This window comes from Bradyrhizobium sp. LTSP857 (genome assembly GCF_000938285.1).
Classification (GTDB): domain Bacteria; phylum Pseudomonadota; class Alphaproteobacteria; order Rhizobiales; family Xanthobacteraceae; genus Bradyrhizobium.
On record NZ_JYMS01000014.1, the window covers coordinates 17,769 to 35,601 of the forward strand.

General features: G+C 63.5%; 14 protein-coding genes. 8 read left to right on the plus strand and 6 right to left on the minus strand.

Going from position 1 to position 17,833, the window contains the following annotated elements:
- Positions 1 to 63 precede the first annotated feature (63 nt).
- Entirely contained in the window at positions 64 to 3,102 is a 3,039-nt protein-coding gene (polA, locus tag UP06_RS07175; RefSeq protein ID WP_045001687.1) for a DNA polymerase I, read from the plus strand.
- Positions 3,103 to 3,241: 139 nt separating this feature from the next.
- Positions 3,242 to 3,877, plus strand: coding sequence for a LysE family translocator (locus UP06_RS07180; RefSeq protein WP_045001689.1), 636 nt, complete (start codon positions 3,242 to 3,244; stop codon positions 3,875 to 3,877).
- A 122-nt stretch (positions 3,878 to 3,999) separates the two neighbouring features.
- Here the strand turns inward: UP06_RS07180 and UP06_RS07185 are convergent, their stop codons facing one another.
- On the minus strand, positions 4,000 to 4,626 hold the full coding sequence (locus UP06_RS07185) for a glutathione S-transferase family protein (RefSeq protein WP_045001690.1): 627 nt from the start codon (positions 4,624 to 4,626) through the stop codon (positions 4,000 to 4,002).
- A gap of 186 nt (positions 4,627 to 4,812) precedes the next feature.
- Between UP06_RS07185 and pyrE the strand changes: the two genes are divergently transcribed.
- Both pyrE and UP06_RS07195 read left to right on the plus strand, forming a co-directional pair.
- A complete protein-coding gene (gene pyrE, locus UP06_RS07190; RefSeq protein ID WP_045001691.1) occupies positions 4,813 to 5,376 on the plus strand; it encodes an orotate phosphoribosyltransferase in 564 nt (187 codons plus the stop codon).
- Between the two features lie 150 nt (positions 5,377 to 5,526).
- A complete protein-coding gene (locus tag UP06_RS07195; RefSeq protein ID WP_045001692.1) occupies positions 5,527 to 6,297 on the plus strand; it encodes a DUF2865 domain-containing protein in 771 nt (256 codons plus the stop codon).
- A gap of 26 nt (positions 6,298 to 6,323) precedes the next feature.
- Here UP06_RS07195 and UP06_RS07200 read toward each other — a convergent pair whose 3' ends face one another.
- Positions 6,324 to 6,755 (minus strand): hypothetical protein, encoded by a 432-nt coding sequence (locus UP06_RS07200; protein WP_045001693.1) that lies wholly within the window; start codon positions 6,753 to 6,755, stop codon positions 6,324 to 6,326.
- Between the two features lie 182 nt (positions 6,756 to 6,937).
- On the opposite strand from UP06_RS07200, the gene UP06_RS07205 reads away from it, so the two are divergent.
- The gene (locus UP06_RS07205; RefSeq protein ID WP_045001695.1) at positions 6,938 to 7,231 is read left to right on the plus strand and encodes a GIY-YIG nuclease family protein; all 294 of its coding nucleotides are present in this window, start codon (positions 6,938 to 6,940) and stop codon (positions 7,229 to 7,231) included.
- Between the two features lie 65 nt (positions 7,232 to 7,296).
- On the opposite strand, the gene UP06_RS07210 is transcribed toward UP06_RS07205, so the two are convergent.
- A complete protein-coding gene (locus UP06_RS07210) occupies positions 7,297 to 7,524 on the minus strand; it encodes a hypothetical protein (protein ID WP_245305427.1) in 228 nt (75 codons plus the stop codon).
- A gap of 217 nt (positions 7,525 to 7,741) precedes the next feature.
- Between UP06_RS07210 and UP06_RS07215 the strand changes: the two genes are divergently transcribed.
- Both UP06_RS07215 and UP06_RS07220 read left to right on the plus strand, forming a co-directional pair.
- Positions 7,742 to 10,267 carry a glycogen/starch/alpha-glucan phosphorylase gene (locus tag UP06_RS07215; protein WP_045001793.1) on the plus strand — a complete coding sequence of 842 codons (2,526 nt, stop codon included), beginning with the start codon at positions 7,742 to 7,744 and terminating at the stop codon, positions 10,265 to 10,267.
- A 94-nt stretch (positions 10,268 to 10,361) separates the two neighbouring features.
- Positions 10,362 to 11,177, plus strand: coding sequence for an acyl-CoA thioesterase (locus UP06_RS07220; RefSeq protein WP_045001698.1), 816 nt, complete (start codon positions 10,362 to 10,364; stop codon positions 11,175 to 11,177).
- Positions 11,178 to 11,577: 400 nt separating this feature from the next.
- On the opposite strand, the gene UP06_RS07225 is transcribed toward UP06_RS07220, so the two are convergent.
- The 3 genes from UP06_RS07225 to UP06_RS07235 all read right to left on the minus strand — a co-directional run bounded on the left by UP06_RS07225 (position 11,578) and on the right by UP06_RS07235 (position 16,886).
- Positions 11,578 to 13,194 carry a phosphoenolpyruvate carboxykinase gene (locus UP06_RS07225; RefSeq protein ID WP_045001700.1) on the minus strand — a complete coding sequence of 539 codons (1,617 nt, stop codon included), beginning with the start codon at positions 13,192 to 13,194 and terminating at the stop codon, positions 11,578 to 11,580.
- Positions 13,195 to 13,478: 284 nt separating this feature from the next.
- Positions 13,479 to 16,073, minus strand: a complete 2,595-nt coding sequence (locus UP06_RS07230) for a CHAT domain-containing tetratricopeptide repeat protein (protein WP_045001702.1) — start codon at positions 16,071 to 16,073, stop codon at positions 13,479 to 13,481.
- Between the two features lie 78 nt (positions 16,074 to 16,151).
- Entirely contained in the window at positions 16,152 to 16,886 is a 735-nt protein-coding gene (locus UP06_RS07235; RefSeq protein ID WP_045001703.1) for a HugZ family pyridoxamine 5'-phosphate oxidase, read from the minus strand.
- A 238-nt stretch (positions 16,887 to 17,124) separates the two neighbouring features.
- Here UP06_RS07235 and UP06_RS07240 point away from each other — a divergent pair, with 238 nt between their 5' ends.
- Positions 17,125 to 17,826: a response regulator transcription factor gene (locus UP06_RS07240; RefSeq protein WP_045001704.1), complete on the plus strand. Its 702-nt coding sequence runs from the start codon at positions 17,125 to 17,127 to the stop codon at positions 17,824 to 17,826.
- Positions 17,827 to 17,833 lie beyond the last annotated feature (7 nt).

Sequence of the window (17,833 nt, forward strand, 5' to 3'; positions counted from 1 at the left end):
GAGTCGCCAAAATTGCGACCTCTCGAGGCTGTCTTTTGCCGCAAAAATTCATACATTGCGGCCATGCCCAAAACCTCCCCGAAGACCTCCGCCCAAGCCGACACCAAACCCGCTGCGACAGCTGCTGCCAAACCGGTTGCGGCAAAGGCCGCCGGCAAGGGTGACCACGTCTTCCTGGTCGACGGTTCCGGCTACATCTTCCGCGCCTATCACGCGCTGCCGCCGCTGAACCGCAAGTCCGACGGCCTTCAGGTCAATGCCGTGCTCGGCTTCTGCAACATGCTGTGGAAGCTGTTGCGCGACATGCCCGCCGACAACCGGCCGACGCATCTGGCGATCGTGTTCGACAAGTCGGAAGTGACGTTCCGCAACAAGATCTATCCCGAATACAAGGCGCACCGGCCGCCGGCGCCCGACGATCTGATCCCGCAATTCGCACTGATCCGCGAAGCCGTGCGCGCCTTCGACCTGCCCTGCCTGGAACAGGGCGGCTTCGAGGCCGACGACCTCATCGCGACCTATGCGCGGCAGGCTAGCGACCGCGGCGCGCACACGACCATCGTCTCCTCCGACAAGGATTTGATGCAGCTCGTCAACGACAAGATCACGATGTACGACACCATGAAGGATCGCCGCATCGGCATCCCCGAGGTGATCGAGAAGTTCGGCGTGCCTCCGGAGAAGGTCGTCGAGGTGCAGGCGCTGGCCGGCGATTCCACCGACAACGTGCCGGGCGTGCCGGGTATCGGCATCAAGACTGCCGCGCAACTGATCGTCGAATATGGCGACCTCGAGCAGCTCTTGTTCCGCGCGACCGAGATCAAGCAACCCAAGCGTCGCGAGGCGCTGATCGAGAACGCGGAGAAGGCGCGGATCTCGCGAAAGCTCGTGCTGCTCGACGACAAGGTCGAGCTGGAGGTGCCGCTCGACGACCTCGCGGTGCACGAGCCCGATGCGCGCAAGCTGGTGGCCTTCCTGAAGGCGATGGAGTTTTCCACGCTGACGCGCCGCGTCGCCGACTATTCGCAGATCGATCCCGCGAATATCGATGCCGATGCCAGCAACAGCAGCGAGGCGCGCGGCGGCGACGGTGCGGCCAGGACAAAATCGTCCGAGACGTCCGGCGATCTCTTCGCCGCTCCTGCGGCAACCGCAAAGGGTGGCGACAAGGGCGACAAGTCAGCAAGCCTCAAGGGCGCGCCAATCTCGTTAGCTGCCGCGCGCGAAGAGGCCTTGCGAAAGCTTCCGATCGACCGCGGCAAGTATCAGGCGATCAAGAATCTTGCCGAACTCAACGCCTTCATCGCGCGCATCCACGAAGTCGGCCATGTCGCGATCGAGATCCGCGCCAATTCCATCGATCCGATGCAGGCCGATCTCTGTGGCATCGCGCTGGCGTTGGCGCCGAACGATGCCTGCTATGTGCCGCTGGCGCACAAGCAATCCGGCGGCGGCGCCGGCCTGTTCGACGCCGGCCTCGCGCCCGATCAGGTGAAGCATGCTGACGCCATCGAGGCGCTGCGGCCCGTGCTGGAATCGGCCGGCATTCTCAAGATCGGTTTCGACGTTAAATTCACGGCCGTGATGCTGGCACAGCACGGCATCACGCTGCGCAACACCGACGACGCCAAACTGATCTCCTATGTGCTCGATGCCGGGCGAGGTTCAAATGAACTCGACTCGCTGGCCGAGCGCTGGTTCGGCCACGCCATGCTGAAGGAGGGCGAGCTGCTCGGCAGCGGCAAGGGCAAGATCACCTTCGACCAGGTCCCGATCGAGAAGGCCATGCCGCTGTCGGCGGAAGGCGCCGACATGATCCTGCGCATACGGCGCGTGCTGAAGCCGCGTCTCGTCGCCGAGCACATGACCGCAGTCTACGAGACGCTGGAGCGGCCGCTGGTCTCGGTGCTCGCACGAATGGAGCGGCGCGGCATCTCGATCGATCGCCAGGTGCTGTCGCGTCTCTCCGGCGACTTCGCCCAGACCGCCGCGCGGGTCGAGGCCGAGATCCAGGAGATCGCGGGCGAACCGGTCAATGTCGGCAGCCCCAAGCAAATCGGCGACATCCTGTTCGGCAAGATGGGGCTGAGCGGCGGCACCAAGACAAAAACCGGCGCTTGGTCAACCACCGCGCAGGTGCTGGATGATCTCGCTGAGCAAGGCCACGATCTCCCGAAGAAGATTCTGGAGTGGCGCCAGGTCTCCAAGCTGAAATCGACTTACACCGACGCGCTGCCGACCTATGTCAATCCGCAGACCCATCGCGTGCACACGACCTACGCGCTGGCCGCGACCACGACGGGCCGGCTGTCCTCGAACGAGCCGAATTTGCAGAACATTCCGGTGCGCACCGAGGACGGCCGCAAGATCAGGCGCGCCTTCATCGCGACGCCCGGACACAAGCTCGTCTCCGCCGACTATTCGCAGATCGAATTGCGACTGCTGGCGGAGATCGCCGACATTCCCGTGCTGAAGCAGGCGTTCAAGGACGGCCTCGACATTCACGCGATGACGGCCTCCGAGATGTTCGGCGTACCGATCAAGGGCATGCCGAGCGAAATCCGCCGCCGTGCGAAAGCGATCAATTTTGGCATCATCTACGGCATCTCGGCGTTTGGGCTGGCCAACCAGCTCGGCATCGCGCGCGAAGAAGCGTCAGCCTACATCAAGAAATATTTCGAGCGCTTCCCCGGCATCCGCGCCTATATGGACGAGACGCGGGATTTCTGCCGGAGCCACGGCTACGTCACCACGCTGTTCGGCCGCAAATGCCACTATCCCGACATCAAGGCGTCGAACGCCTCGGTGCGCGCCTTCAACGAACGCGCCGCGATCAACGCCCGGCTTCAGGGCACCGCCGCCGACATCATCCGCCGCGCCATGACGCGGGTGGAGGACGCGCTCGCCGCAAAAAAACTCTCAGCGCAGATGCTGCTCCAGGTGCATGACGAATTGATCTTCGAGGTGCCCGACGCGGAGGTCGCAGCGACGCTTCCCGTCGTGCAGCACGTCATGCAGGACGCGCCGTTCCCGGCCGTGCTGCTCTCGGTTCCGCTGCATGTGGACGCGCGCGCGGCAACGAATTGGGACGAGGCGCATTGACCGGACGGTGTCGTCCCGGCGAAGGCCGGAATGACATTGGAGTAAAACGCGGCGAATCCAATTGTCCTCCGAGCAATTGCGCGATGGCCTCACCGAGCCGTGCATATTAGAACCGTGCGATCCCCCGCACCGGTTCACCATGCCCCACACCTCCGCCCTGCTCGGCTTCGCCCTCGTCTGCCTCGGTCTTGTACTCACACCCGGACCGAACATGATCTACCTGATCTCACGCTCGATCACGCAGGGCCCCGCAGCCGGCATCGTCTCGCTCGGCGGCGTGGCGCTCGGCTTCGTGGTCTACATGCTGTGCGCCGCGTTCGGCATCACCGCGCTCTTGCTCGCCATTCCCTTTGCCTATGACGCACTGCGCTTTGCGGGTGCCGGCTATTTGCTCTGGCTCGCCTGGCGGGCGATGAAACCGGGCGGGCGTTCGCCGTTCCAGGTGAAGCAGCTCGCGATCGACAGCCCGCGCAAATTGTTCGCGATGGGCTTCGTCACCAATCTGCTCAACCCGAAGATCGCGATGCTCTATCTCGCGCTGCTGCCGCAGTTCCTCGATCCCACCGCCGGCAGCGTGCTGACGCAGTCGCTCGTGCTGGGCGCGATTCAGGTCGCGATCAGCGTCAGCGTGAATGCGGTGATCGCGCTCGCGGCCGGATCGATCGCGCTGTTCATGGCGAGCCGGCCGAGCTGGATGCTGGTGCAACGCTGGCTGATGGGCACGGTGCTGGCCGGGCTCGCGGTCAGGATGGCGGTGGAAGCGCGGAAGGTGTGAGGGCAACGCTGTCATGCCCCGGCTTGACCGGGGCATCCCAGTACGCCGCGGCCTCTCGGCTCAACCACCGCCGTCTCTGGAATACTGGATCGCCCGCCTTCGCGGGCGATGACACCGTCACCTCAATCCAGCTTCGCCTCGATTCCCCGCTTTACCGCGGGGCGCGCCATTAGGGCCTCGTACCAGCGCTTGACGTTGGGGAAATCGGCCAGATCCACCTTGTGGCGAGGATGGCGCCAGGCCCAGCCCAGAATGGCGAAATCGGCCACCGAAAGATCGCCGGCGACGAAATCGCAGCCGTCCAGGCGACGGTCCAGCACCCCGTAGAGCCGGCGCGTCTCCGCCATGTAGCGTTTGAGGCCGTAGGCGCGGTCCTGCTCGTTCTCGAGTGCAATGAAATGATGCACCTGGCCCGGCATCGGCCCGAAGCCGCCCATCTGCCACATCAGCCATTCGTAGACGGGAATGCGGCCGGCCAGCGGTTTGGGCAGGAATTTACCGGTCTTTTCGCCGAGATAGAGCAGGATCGCACCGGACTCGAACACGCTGACAGGCTTGCCGTCGGGCCCCTCGGGGTCGACGATCGCTGGGATCTTGTTGTTCGGAGAGAGCTTCAGGAACCCAGGCGCCATCTGCTCGCCCTTGCTGATGTTCACCGGAATGACCTTGTAGGGCAGCCCCATTTCCTCCAGCGCGACCGAGATTTTGCGGCCGTTCGGCGTGTTCCAGGTGTGCAGCTCGATGGTCATTTGCCTTGTTTCCTTGCCCAGTTTCTTGCCCGAGATATCTGGCATCCAAGTACTCCAGAAGGTTGCACCCCTACAACCGGCGCACCGGAATGGCCGATCCCTGTTGACGGGACCCGCCCCCTCTGGAATGTCACCGCCGTGGCGGATAAATTCCGCTTCCGCTAAGAACGCTCCCGAGGGACCGCCGTGTCGAAATCAGCCTCCCGCGCCCGCCTGTTCGAAATCATCCGCCGGCGCTCCTTTGGCCGCGGCGAGGTGACGCTCGCGTCGGGCCGCAAGAGCGATTTCTATTTCAACCTCAAGCCGACCATGCTGGACCCGGAGGGCGCGACGCTGCTCGCCGAGCTCACCTACGAGACGCTGAAGGACGACCAGCTCGATTTCATCGGCGGGCTCGAGATGGGCGCAGTGCCGCTTGCGGGCGCGCTGGCGCAGATCTCCTGGATCAAGGGCCATCCGATCGCGGCGTTCTTCGTGCGCAAGAAGCCGAAGGAGCACGGCGCGAAGCTCGCGATCGAGGGCCTGCCCAGGGGCGAGACGCTGGAGGGCAAGCGCGTCGTGATCGTCGAGGATGTCACCACCACCGGCGGCTCGGCGATGAAGGCGGTGGAAGCCGTGCGCGAGACCGGCGCCGAGGTGGTGCTGGTGCTGACCATGGTCGACCGCGAGGAAGGCGCCACCGATACATTCGGTGCGGCCGGCCTGCCCTTCCGCTCGCTCTACAAGGCGTCAGAGTTCTTGAAGGCATAAATCGCCAAGCTCCCCTCAACCGCTCATTTACCATCCCCCGTTATGGTGAATCATGTGCTGAGACCTCGCTGGTCCCGGCCGGTTCAGTAGCGTCGGGTGGAGTAAGCGTTGCGTACGATTGTGTCCCATGCGCGCCGGCGGCGTCGCGCGATGCTTGTGGCCGCCATTTTCGGAAGCCCGCTGCTTGCGGCTCCCGCGCCGGTTTCGGCCGAGGGCTTGTTCGACTTCCTTTTCGGTGGCGCACAGCAGCGGCCGCAGCGCGAGGTGCCGCAGGCGAACTCGTACGCTGATCCCTTTACCGGCCAGCAGAATCCCGCGACCCCGCAATATGTCCCGCCGACGCGCTCGGCGGCCGCCGGCAGCTCGGGCCCGGCGTTCTGCGTGCGCAGCTGCGACGGAAAATATTTTCCGCTGATGCGCGGCGTCGCTTCGCCGGCGCAGATGTGTCAGGCCTTCTGTCCTGCCACCGCCACAAAGGTCTTTTTCGGCTCCAACATCGACGGCGCCTTTGCGCAGACCGGCGAACGCTATGCCGACAGCGAGAACGCATTCGCCTACCGCAAGGCGCTGCGCGCGGACTGCACCTGCAACGGCCGCGAGCCGGTTGGCCTTGCCCCGGTCGACCTCGCACTGGACCCCTCGCTGAAGGCCGGCGATGTCATCGCCACCACCGACGGCCTGGTCGCCTATACCGGCGTTCGCCTCGGCAACGACCAGACCGCGGAGTTCACCCCGGTCGCCTCCTATCCCGGCCTCACCGCTCAGGTCCGCGCCCGGCTCGGCGAAATGAAGGTGGCGCCAGTGCGGGCGGAGACAGTGGCGGCCGACGCTCCGGCCGCGGAGATCGTGCACGGGACGTTGCCTGATGTGACGGTGCCGAAGGCACCGGCGAAGTCGGCAAAGCGGGCGGGATTGGATTGAGCTCCTCATGGTGAGGAGCGAGAGCATCACCGTCCGATAATCACTCCGATCACATTCGGCGCCGCCAGATATTTCTCCTCGATCGCCGCACGTGCGGCGGCGCGGTTGTCTGCCGTGAGCAGACCGCGCTTCTCGGCCAAGATCATCCAGCAAAAGCCCCACCAGTCGGTCAGCATGCCCGTCTCGCCGACGAGGTCGTAGCCCTGCTCGGCCGCGAAGATGCGCGCATGCGCTTCATCCAGCGTGTCGAGAAACAAATGATCCTCAGCCGCGAACAGATCGTCGCTGACGTCGTCGATGGTGTAGCCCCAGATCGACTGGCACACCGCGTTGAACTCGCGGTCGAACTGATCGTCATCGACGGCATAGCGCCGCGCCGCCAGATGCAGCCGCGACAGCGAGCGCGCGAAATCCGCGATCCGGGTGAGAGCAAATTGATCGAAGGCAATGGTGGACATGTAGTCCTCGCAACGTCGGACAGACCCTAGATATTGTGTCGGCAACGCGCCGAATCACAATGATATATCAAAGACTTGCTAAAGTGTTCTTAATTTGTTCCGATACTCCAGCAATGTCGTCCCGGCGAAGGCCGGGACCCATAACCACCGCCGTCGGACGTTTCGGAAGTGGATGCCCAGCAATGAATGCACCAGCCGCGTACTACGTCTACATTCTTGCGAGCCGACGATACGGCACGCTCTACGTCGGCGTCTGCAACGACCTCAGCAATCGGCTCACTTTGCATCGCTCAGGGCGTGGCTCGAAATTCGTAAAGAAGTATGGCGTGACGCGGCTCGTCTATGTCGAGATGTATGCTTCGCCATCCGAAGCGATCGCGCGTGAGAAGGCGCTGAAGGAATGGCAACGCGACTGGAAGATTCGCTTGATTGAGCGCGAGAATCCGGATTGGCGCGATCTCTCGCATCTTCTCTAACAGCGGTGGTTATGGGTCCCGGCCTTCGCCGGGACGACACTGCTTTCGTGGTAAGCTATTCGCCCTCACATCGCCGACATCAACTTATCCCCGCACGCGCTCGCATAAAACTTTCCGCCGCATTGGCGCTTGATGGCGGCGCATCGTGCCGCTGGTGTGGCGCTTTGCGGGAGCGCGACCGCGCAGCTGAGGCCGTCGGCGCTGCGGCCCTTGCCGGCGGCAAAGGCGGCGCTCGAGGTGGCGATGCAGATGACAACAAGCGCCGCAGTGGCGATTTCGATCAGCAGTCGCATCAGAGGTCTCATGGGGCGTCTCCTCCATACTGATGGCTGAATTGGCGCCCAATCTAGCACCAAATCCACGCTTCTCCGTGCTCGCCCGGGTTCCCAAACCGGCCCGTTCCTTGCATAATTTTACGCCAGCGCAGTTCACGGCCGCGCCAGCGAGGTTTCGGTCCGGAAGCAAGTTGCGTAGGGTTAGTGGTGTTCTCGCGACCAGGAAGTGACGGCCTTGCAAGATCAATCGTTCCAGCCAAATTTCCCCGCCCCCGGTCAGCCCATCGACGAACTCGCGCTGTCGGAGATCAAGGGTGCGATCCTGGCGAAGCTGCGCCTTGCCATCGGCAAGGACGCGGGCATGGCGACCAAGCACGACTGGTATCAGGCTGCGGCGCTCACGCTGCGCGACCGCATCGTGCATCGCTGGCTCAGCGCGGAGAAGCGCAGCTACGACGCGGGGCGCAAGCGCGTCTATTATCTCTCGCTCGAATTCCTGATCGGCCGCCTCTTCACCGACGCGCTGAACAATATGGGACTTTTGAAGATCTTCGAGGTCGCGCTCGGCGATCTCGGCGTGTCCCTGCCTGAGCTGCGCAAATGCGAGCCGGATGCCGCGCTCGGCAATGGCGGCCTCGGACGGCTTGCCGCGTGTTTCATGGAGAGCATGGCGACATTGTCGATCCCCGCGATCGGCTACGGCATCCGCTACGACTACGGCCTGTTCCGCCAGATCATCAATCAGGGCTGGCAGCAGGAATATCCGGACGAATGGCTCGGCTTCGGCAATCCCTGGGAATTGCAGCGGCCGGAAGTGATCTACGACATCAATTTCGGCGGCGGCGTCGAGCATGTCGACGACAAGGGCCGCGACCGCGCGATCTGGCATCCGGGCGAGACGGTGCAGGCGCTCGCCTATGACACGCCGATCGTCGGCTGGCGCGGCCAGCACGTCAATGCGCTACGACTGTGGTCGGCGCGCTCGCCCGATCCATTGAAGCTCGACGCCTTCAACAAGGGCGATTATGTCAGCGCCAGCTCCGAGCAGTCGCGCGCGGAAGCGATCTGCAAATTCCTCTATCCGAACGACGAGAGCCCGGCGGGTCGCGAGCTGCGCCTGCGCCAGGAATATTTCTTCGTCTCGGCCTCGCTCCAGGATCTCATCAAGCGGCATCTCTCGTCCGACGGTCAGCTCCGCAGCCTGTCGTCCAAGGTCGCGGTGCAGCTCAACGACACTCATCCGAGCCTTGCCGTCACCGAGCTGATGCGGATTCTTATCGACCTGCACAATTTCCGCTGGGACGAGGCCTGGAAGATCACGGTCGCGACGCTGTCCTACACCAACCACACGCTGCTGCCCGAGGCGCTGGAGACCTGGCCGGTCGAGCTGTTCGAGCGCCTGCTGCCGCGGCATCTCGAGATCATCTATCGCATCAACGTGCAGCATCTCGCACTCGCCGAAGCGCGCGCGCCCGGCGACATCGATTTCCGCGCCTCGGTCTCGCTGATCGACGAGAGAAGCGGCCGGCGCGTGCGCATGGGCCAGCTCGCCTTCGTCGGCTCGCACCGCATCAACGGCGTTTCGGCGATGCATTCCGACCTGATGCGCGAGACCGTGTTCCACGATCTCAACCATCTCTATCCTGGCCGCATCACCAACAAGACCAACGGCATCACCTTCCGCCGCTGGCTGATGCTGGCGAACCCGAGGCTGACAGACCTATTGCGCGAGGCTTGCGGCGACGCAGTGCTCGACGATCCGACCCAGCTCAGCCTGATGGAAGCGCGCGCCAGCGACGTCGCGTTCCAGCAGAAATTCCGTGCGGTCAAGCTTCACAACAAGACGGCGCTGGCGCGCCTGATCGGCGAGCGGATCGGCATCAAGGTCGATCCGAACGCGCTGTTCGACGTGCAGATCAAGCGGATCCACGAATACAAGCGGCAGCTGCTCAACGTCATCGAGACGGTCGCGCTGTACCAGTCGATGAAGGACGATCCCAACGCAAACTGGGTGCCGCGGGTAAAGATCTTCGCCGGCAAAGCGGCGGCGAGCTATCGCTACGCCAAGCTGATCATCAAGCTGATCAACGACGTTGCGGAGGTCGTCAACAACGATCCCGCGATCGGCGGCAAGCTCAAGGTCGTCTTCCTGCCCGACTACAATGTCAGCCTTGCGGAAGTGATCATTCCCGCGGCCGACCTGTCCGAGCAGATCTCGACCGCCGGCATGGAAGCGTCCGGCACCGGCAACATGAAGCTATCGCTGAACGGCGCCCTCACGATCGGTACGCTCGACGGCGCCAACATCGAGATCCGCGACCATGTCGGCCTGGAAAACATCGCCATCTTCGGCATGGAGGCCGGCGACGTGATGATCCGCCGCAAGCAGGGGCTGGATGCCTCCGACGTGATCCGCAAATCGCCAAAGCTACAGCGTGCCATCAATGCGATCGGCGCCGGCGAGTTCTCGCCCGGTGAGCCCGGTCGGTTCGAATCCATCGCGCACGCCTTGCGCTATCTCGACCATTACATGGTCAGCGCCGATTTCGATTCCTATTACGAGGCGCAGCGCGCCGTCGATGCGCGCTGGCAGGTGGCGCCAGCCTGGACGCGCGCATCGATCCTCAACGTCGCGCGCATGGCGTGGTTCTCCTCGGATCGCACCATCCGCGAATATGCCGAGGAGATCTGGAACGTGCCGGTCAATCCGGTCACGCCGCCGTTCCAGGAGGCAGAGGATTTGCGCGACGCGGCGAGCTGATTTTCCGCTGCGTGAAATCGGCTACCTCTAAGGTAATTGCACAAGCCGGCGTCGGACGTGATATGACGTCCGTCATTGAAAGCCGGATCAAACAATGCACGCGAAACTCCCGCACCCGTTCGACGACGCCACCCGCATCACCGCCGGTGACTCTAGCTGGCAGGGACACACCAGCGACGACTACTGGGCCTTTGTCGGTCCGTTCGGCGGCGCTACCGCCGCGACCATTTTGCGCGCGCTGATCGAGCATCCGCAACGCGCCGGCGAACCACTCGCCCTCACCGTCAATTACTGCGCGCCGATCGCCAAAGGACCGTTCGATCTCGACATACGGTTGGTGAAGTCCAACCGTTCCAGCCAGCACTGGAGCGTCGAACTGTCGCAGGGCGGCGGCGAGGTCGCGACGCTCGCCACCGCCGTATTCGCCGAGCGCCAGCCGTCCTGGGAGCACAGGGTGGCGACATATCCGGATGCCACGGCGTTCGAGGCAACGCTGCCATTCCCGAAAATCTCGGCGTCCTGGGCCAACCAGTATGAATTCCGTTTCGTCGAGGGCGAGATGCGGATCGGCCCGCCGCAGGCCGAGCTCGCCAGCACCTATTCGAAAATCTGGATCGGCGACCGCACGCCGCGCAAGCTCGACATGCTGTCGCTGATGTCGATGTCGGACGCCTTCTTCGGCCGCATCTTCCACGCGCGACGCGAGCTGGTGCCGTTCGGCACGGTGTCGCTGACGACGTATTTTCACACCGATAGCGACGAGCTCGCGGCCGAGGACATCACCCGCGTGCTCGCGACGGCCGATTCGAAGGTCATGCACAAGAGCTACGCCGACCAGAACGCCGAGCTGTGGTCACCGAATGGAAGACTGCTCGCGACCAGCACGCAGATCGCGTATTTCAAAGCGTGAGGTCTCACCCCAACGTCGTCCCGGCGAAGGCCGGGCCCCATAACCACCGGAAGTAGTTTGGCGAAGATTCGTAGTTATCGTTTTCTTCGCTGGTACTTTCACCGAGCTCCATCGATGGATCACGCGGTATGGGTCCCGGGCTTCGCCCTAGTGTATGCACACATCTCAAAAACCGACTCAGATACAGGGACTTAGATGCCCCCGGTTTTTGAGCGATCCTATCGTGGGCACGTTTGCGTCCTTGATAAGACTCACATTTTTTGAAGCTGCCGATGACGGTCAAAAGATGTGTGCATACAGTAGGGGCTTCGCCGGGACGACACCGAGTGTGTGGTTCGCGCTAGTGGTCACAAAAAAGGGCGGCCTCTCGGCCGCCCTTTTGCATTCACACTGAAAGAGATTACTCCGCCGCGAGCTTCACGTCCGGCGCAGCCGCGCGCACCTCGGCGTCGACCTGGGCTTCGAACTTGGCAAAGTTCTTCTGGAACATGCCGACCAGCGCGCGCGCGGTCTTGTCGAACTCGTCCTTGTCCTTCCAGGTGTTGACCGGGTTGAGGATCTCGCTCGGCACGCCCGGCAGGGCGGTCGGGACCGCGAAGCCAAAGTACTTGTCGGTACGGAATTCGACGTTGCGCAAGCTACCGTCGAGCGCCGCGGTGAGCAGCGCGCGCGTCACCTTGATCGGCATGCGCGAGCCCGTGCCGTACTTGCCGCCGGTCCAGCCGGTGTTGACCAGCCAGCAATCGACATTGTGCTCCGCGATCAGGTCACGCAGCATGTTGCCGTAGACGCTGGGGTCGAGCGGCAGGAACGGCGAGCCGAAGCAGGTGGAGAATTCCGGCTGCGGCTCGTTGCCGAGACCACGCTCGGTGCCCGCAACCTTGGCGGTGTAGCCCGAGAGGAAGTGATACATCGCCTGCGCCGGCGAGAGCTTTGCGATCGGCGGCAGCACGCCGAAGGCGTCGGCGGCGAGCATCACCACGTTCTTCGGCTGCGGCGCGCGGCCGGTGCGCGAGGCGTTCGGGATGAAGTCGAGCGGATAGGCCGAGCGGGTGTTCTCGGTCTTGGAGCCGTCGTCGAAATCCACCACGCGGGTGTCTTCGTCGAGCACGCAGTTCTCGAGCACCGCGCCGAAGCGCGTCGAGGCGGCGTAGATCTCGGGCTCGGCTTCCTGCGAGAGCTTGATGCACTTGGCGTAGCAGCCGCCCTCGAAATTGAAGATGCCGTTCGGGCCCCAGCCGTGCTCGTCGTCACCGATCAGCGTGCGGTTGGGATCGGCCGACAGCGTGGTCTTGCCGGTGCCGGACAGGCCGAAGAAGATCGCGGCATCGCCCTTGGCGCCGACATTGGCGGAGCAGTGCATCGGCATCACGCCGCGCTCGGGCAGGTAATAGTTCAGCGTGGTGAAGACCGACTTCTTCATCTCGCCGGCATAGTAGGAGCCGGCGATCAGCACGATCTTGCGGGCGAAGTCGATCGCGACGACGTTCTCCGACTTGCAGCCATGGCGCTTCGGATCGGCGCGGAAGCTCGGCATGTCAATGATGGTGAGCTCCGGCGTGAAGCTCGGCAGCTCGACCGCCTCGGGGCGGATCAAGAGCGTGCGAATGAACAGCGAGTGCCAGGCGAGCTCGGTGAAGACGCGGGTCTTGATCCGGTAAGCCGGATCGGCGCCGCCGTAGAGGTCCTGCGCGAACAGCGACTTGCCTTCGGCGTGCTTGAGGAAGTCCTGGTAGAGCGTCTCGAACTGCTCCGCGGTGATCGACTGGTTGCCGGCCCACCACATCTTCTTGTCGGTGGTGGCGTCACGCACCGTGAACTTGTCCTTGGGGCTGCGGCCGGTGAACTCACCGGTGTCGGCGCAGAGTGCGCCGTCGGCGGACAGCACCGCCTCGCCCGCAGCGAGCGAGTATTGATAGAGTTGCGGCGCAGCAAGGTTCCAGTGAACCTGCTTGAGATTCTTTAAGCCGAATTTGTCGGCACCGAAGGCACCGTTGCGCACGCCCGTCTCTTGCACGAAAAATCCTCCTAGAACCCGCGACACTCTGCGCGACCAAGCTTTGGTGCCATCGCGGCCACCGTTAATAACAGGCCGTCCGGCCTCGGTTGGACGACCTAATATCGGTGAACGCTGACGTTGCCAAGCTGATCCCTTGGGATTTGGTTTATTCAAGGACTGCGCCAAAAGTCACGCATGTCTGCTCTGAGCAGGCGCATCAAAAAATTAGAGATGGTCGCGCAACCAAACGCTCAATTCGGCGTTCTCCGTTGTTGTTGCGACGCACAATTCCAGAGATTAGTCTATCGTACCGCACCTTCGCCAATGAGTGCGAACGGTCCCCACATCGCGGGATAAGCATTGCGCGGTGACGAGGTGTCATCGAGGTAGGTTAACATGGCGCGCCTCAGCGCTTCGGCTCGGCCGATTTTTGGTTCGTTTTTGAGCAAATCGAAAGTCGATGTGGTCAAGCGGGTGGCAGCTTCGGAATCTACGGCCCAATGCGAGACCAGCAGCGCGCGGGCGCCGGCATAGAAGAACGCGCGCGCCAATCCAGACAGGGCCTCGGCGCCGGGCTTGTCGCCGGCGATCGTGTTGCAGGCCGACAGCACCACCCAATCCGCGTTGAGCTTGAGCTGGGCAACTTCGCTCGCGGTCAGCAGACCGTCGTCGAGCTCGGAGGGCTGGTCGGGAATGGACAGCGCAAGCGACGGCTCGCCCACGCCCTTGATATCGCCGGCGACCAGGCCGTGGGTGGCAAAGTAGATGATGCTGTATTGAGCAAGCGCTGCATGCTTGAGCGTCGTCTCGCTGGCATCGCGGCCGAGATGGATGTCGGCCTCGGCCGCGCCGACATCCTTAGCCACCGCATTCAGCTCGTCCGCGGTGTCGGGCAGTTGCGGCAGCGCCTGCGCAAGCCGCGCGCGATCGACGCCGGCGCCGCGCCAGAAATCGGTATAGGCTGATGTCGCGATGCTGCGCGCGGCGACTTTCCCGCCTGCTGCGCGCCGGTCGGCAGGTCCGGCCTCGGCGGGATTGAACACGGGATCGCCAAAGCCCGTCATCGGCTTGATGCCCTGATCGCCACGCGCGAAGGCGCGAAGCGATTTCAGGCTGACCACCGACGGCAACACCGACACGGCCTGACGGCGCAACAGCCAGGCAGCGCTGCGATAACCTTCGAGCTTGTCCGGGATCGCAGCCTGCGGCGTCTCCGTAACGAGCAGATGAAACGGCAGTGCGGTCAGCGCGCCCGACGGCACCACGAGCAGGCTGCGCTTCTCTTTCGTCAACGTCTCGACCGGGCCTAGCAGCGTGACGTAGAGCTCGTTGGCGAGCGCGAGGTCGAACAGGCCTGATTTGTCGGAGGCATCGCGCGCCTTGCCGACATCGAGACCTTTGCGGAACGCGGTGACCTTCTGCGCCAGCGCATCTGCGCCAAGCGGAATCTCCTTCCAGTCGACGCCGTCGCGCGTGATCGCGATGACATAACTCCGCTTGTCGACGACGGAATAGATCGTCATCGCTTCATCAGCAGAGAGCAGCGGCTGGATGTCCTTCACCGTCAGCGGCAACGGATTGGAGAGCGAGGCGTAGTCGGGGAACTCAACGGCGAGCGTCTTCTGCAACCCGGCGCGCTCGCTTGTGATTGCGGCGATGCGCGCGCGGCTGCGCTGCTCGGCCGCGACGTCGCGTTGCGCCGCTTGCTTCGACACCGCGGTGATGATCGCCTTGTCGAGCGCCTCGGCCTCTGCCGCGAGATCCTGGTCCTTGCGCACGAGCTCGGCGAGCCGGTCGCTGCCGGCCGCGAGCCGTACCGCGAGCTTGTTCACGGCGGATGCGGCGGAGGATTGCGTGCCGCGCTGGATCGCCGCGAGTGCCTCGTCTACCGCCTTGTCGGCCGGCAGCAGAGATTGCTGGCGCGCGGAAAACAGGATCGGCAAAACGACACGCAATTGCGCGCGATTGGTCGCAAGCGTCTTTTCGGCAAACGGCAGCGCCTCGGCATTTCGCCCGGCCACATAGAGGAAATAAGCAAGATTGCTGGTCGAGGTCGCCACATCCGGATGATCCGGGCCAAGCGCCCGCTCGCGGATGACAAGCGCACGGCGATAGAGCGGCTCGGCCTCGGCATAGCGCTGCTGGTGCTCGTACAGCCCGGCGAGATTGTTCAGCGAGCGCGCGACGTCGGGATGATCCGGCCCCAGTACCTTTTCGCGGATCGCGAGCGAGCGCTTGATCGGTGCCTCTGCATCGGCGTCGCGATTGAGGTCGCGATCAAGCTGGCCGATATTGTTCAGGAGCGTCGCGACCGCCGGATGTTCGGGACCGCCGACCTTCTGATAGATCGCGAGCGCGCGCTGGAACAGCGGTTCGGCGTCGGCAAAATGCTCCTGCTTCACATAGAGCGTGGCGAGATTGTTGAGGGACTGGCCGACATCGGGATGCTCGCGCGACAGCGCCTTTTCACGAATGGCGAGCGCTCGCTTGAACAACGGCTCGGCTTCCGCGAAGCGGCTCTGCCGCTGATCGAGCGCGGCGAGATTGTTCAGTAAGGGCGCGATCTCGACGCTGTCGAGGCCGGTGCCCTTTTCCATCAGCGCAATGGCGCGCTTGTAGATCGGCTCGGCCTGATCGTCATGGCCCTGATCGGCATAGATCTGCGCGAGGTTGTTGAGCGCGGCTGCAAGGTCGCGGTTGTTGCTGGTCTTCTCGAGAGACGCCACCATGGCCTGCGCCAGCGGCAGCGCCTCCGTATATTTGCCGGCGCTCCTGAACGCGTTGATCCGCGCGCTTTGTCCGGAAAGATCGGCCTTCTGGGCCAGGCCGGGCGTGGCAAACGATAAGGTGATCGCGAGCGCAAAGCCTGCGACCCCTGCCAAACGACAACGCGTCATGAACCCTCTCGCAGCCAACCGCAGACCATTACGGACTTGGGTCGCCGCGATGGGCGCCAGCGTTCAAAATTGTCGGCGCTAGTCCACCTTGGCGCGCGCTTCGCCGACAAGCCTGACCAGCATCTTGCGCAGCGCCGTGCCGTCGGTCACCCGCTCCGGGAAGTCCAGCCGCAGCGCGGTCTGGCCGTCCTGCATGTCGAGGCCGTCAGGGTCGCAGCCGCTGCAGCGCCAGTCCCCCTCGGCCGCACCGAGCAGCTTGGTCGCATAGAGGCCCATGGCGTCGCGGTGGTCGGCATTCATGTGCTCGACCGCGCCTTCCTCGGCCGCCAGCAGGTCCTCGGCTCCCGCAAGGTCCGTGAGGAATTGCCCCGGCTCGAGATCCACGATCCGGCCGAAGCCTGCGACCAGATGGGTTCCCGCAGGGATGATCCGAAAGAACGAAAAATCCTTAAATAAAACAAAGGTTTCCGCCGACGGATGAGCATTGAGATACCGTCGCTGGAGGAGATCTTTTTCGACGTCCGCCTGTTCGGCCCGGCCGGACAGCATGATCCGGGCGCCCTCCAACGGATCACCCGCGGCACGCTCATCCAGCATCAGGGAGACCCGGCTATCTGCCAGGATATTCCTGGTGTGCAGGGCCAGGCGCGAGATCAGCAGGATGGGCGAGCCGTCGGGGTGGCTCGCCAGATTGACCAGGGAACAATAGGGATCGCCGCTGCCGGCCATCAGCGTGGCCAGCGCCCCCTGCCGGGACCGCCGCAATAGCGATTTGGCGAGCCTTCCGGGGTCGAAATCGGGGGTCGGTTGCATTGGCTTTCTCGGTTCAGGTGGTTGCAAGAGGGGCCTTTTTTCGGGTAAACGAGGGTCTGGTTATGGGTCGATATGCGGCGAATCTGCCGTGTTTCGTGGAACTTGGTCACACTTCAGCCCAGCTTGCATTGCTCGGTGACAAAGTTCGAACTCCAAGTTCGGGACCCATCTATGCGGCGCACCACTGGATTGCTCGCCGTTTAAGCCACGATCCAAACGGAAAGCAGAAAGCAGGCTCATGCCCACAATCGCTTTGGTCGACGACGACCGCAACATTCTCACATCCGTCTCGATCGCGCTGGAAGCGGAAGGCTACCGCATCATGACCTACACCGACGGCGCTTCTGCGCTGGACGGTTTCCGCACCACCCAGCCCGATCTTGCCATCCTCGACATCAAGATGCCGCGCATGGACGGCATGGAGACGCTGCGGCGGCTGCGGCAGAAATCCGACTTGCCGGTAATCTTCCTCACCTCCAAGGACGAAGAGATCGACGAGCTGTTCGGCCTCAAGATGGGCGCCGACGATTTCATCCGCAAACCGTTCTCACAGCGCCTACTGGTCGAGCGCGTCAAGGCGGTGCTGCGCCGCTCGGCGCCGAAGGATCCGACCGTCGTGCCGAAGGAGAACGACGCCAAGGCGCTCGACCGCGGCCTGCTGCGCATGGACCCGGAACGCCATACCTGCACCTGGAAGAACGAGCCGGTGACACTGACCGTCACCGAATTCCTGATCCTCCAGGCGCTCGCAACGCGCCCCGGCGTGGTCAAGAGCCGCAACGCGCTGATGGACGCCGCCTATGACGATCAGGTCTATGTCGACGACCGCACCATCGACAGCCACATCAAGCGGCTGCGCAAGAAGTTCAAGGTGACGGACAACGATTTCGAGATGATCGAGACGCTCTACGGCGTCGGCTACCGCTTCAAGGAAGCCTGAGGCGCAC